At 68.1% G+C, this 1,416-nt stretch carries 1 protein-coding gene; it reads left to right on the top strand.

Translation table 11 applies throughout. The features are described 5' to 3' along the window. Positions 1 to 156: 156 nt before the first annotated feature. A complete protein-coding gene (locus ACIA5C_RS48625) occupies positions 157 to 1,389 on the top strand; it encodes an IS701 family transposase (RefSeq protein WP_396068203.1) in 1,233 nt (410 codons plus the stop codon). Positions 1,390 to 1,416: the final 27 nt, after the last annotated feature.

Below are 1,416 nucleotides of genomic sequence, written 5' to 3' on the forward strand. Positions count from 1 at the left end.
TACTCCAGCCGTAGATCGTGATCTCTGCGTGGCGGTGCCGGATGCGGGGCGGCCACCGCGTGATCATCGTCGGTTGTGTCGACGTCAGATGACCTCACGGTGGCCGTGGGGCACAGCATAGAACCTGTCCTGTTACGAGCAGCGGTCGATGGGCTGCTGGGCCGGATCGCTGGGCGTTTCGCCCGGGTAGAGACCCGCCGTCGAGCGAGAGGCCTGGTCCTGGGTCTGCTGGCGGATCTGCCACGCAAGAACTGCTGGACCATCGCCGAGCATGCCGGCGACAGTAGCCCGGACGGGATGCAGCACCTGCTGAACCGGGCCAGCATCGACACCGACGGATTACGCGACGACCTGCGCGACTACGTGGTCGAGCACTTGGGTGACCCGGATGCCGTGCTGGTCGGCGACGAGACCGGAGACGTCAAGAAAGGCGTCCGGACCGTCGGGGTTCAACGCCAGTACACCGGAACCGCCGGGCGGGTGGAGAACGCGCAGGTCGCCGTCTATCTGACCTACGCCAGCCGGCACGGGCACGCGCTGCTGGATCGTGAGCTCTACCTGCCGAAGTCCTGGACCGGTGACCGGCAGCGCTGCGAGGCTGCCGGAGTGCCGGCCGAGGTCGCGTTCTCGACGAAACCGGCGCTGGCCACCACCATGATCGGCCGCGCTCTGGACGCCGGGGTCCCGGCGTCCTGGGTCGCCGCGGACGAGGTCTACGGCGCTGACCCGAATCTGCGCGGCGAACTGGAAGACCGCCGGATCGGCTACGTCCTGGCCATCGGCTGCGACCGGCGGATCACCACCGCCACCGGCACCTTCCGCGCCGACCAGATCCCGGCAACCCTGCCCGAGCAAGCATGGCAACCGCTGTCCTGCGGACCCGGCGCGAAAGGCGACCGGGTCTACGACTGGGCACTGCTCGCCCTGAACCCGCCGTCCGCGACGGGCGGCTGCCGGTGGCTGCTGATCCGTCGTCATCGCCGTCACGGTGAGCTGGCTTTCTACCGCTGCTACGCGCCCGCACCAGTGCCATTGCGCGTCCTGGTCGCCGTCGCCGGCCGCCGCTGGAGCGTTGAGGAATCGTTTCAAGCCGGCAAAGGCCTGGCCGGCCTGGATGAACACCAGCACCGCCGCTGGCAGCCCTGGCACCGCTGGACCATCTTCGCGATGCTCGCCTACGCCCTGCTCGCCGTCACTACCGCCACCGCGGCTCGCACCCCGGCACCCGCCGGCCTGATCGCGTTGACCTGCAACGAAATCCGCCGACTGCTCGTCGTCCACGTCATCGAGCCCGAACGCCGCATCACCGACCCGGACGCCTGGTCAACCTGGCGCCGACGGCATCAATACCGAGCCAAAATCAGCCACTACCAGCACCAACATCCATAACCATCACGATCTACGGCTGGAGTACTA

It is taken from the genome of Actinoplanes sp. NPDC051343, from assembly GCF_044455125.1.
Taxonomy (GTDB): Bacteria; Actinomycetota; Actinomycetes; order Mycobacteriales; family Micromonosporaceae; genus Actinoplanes.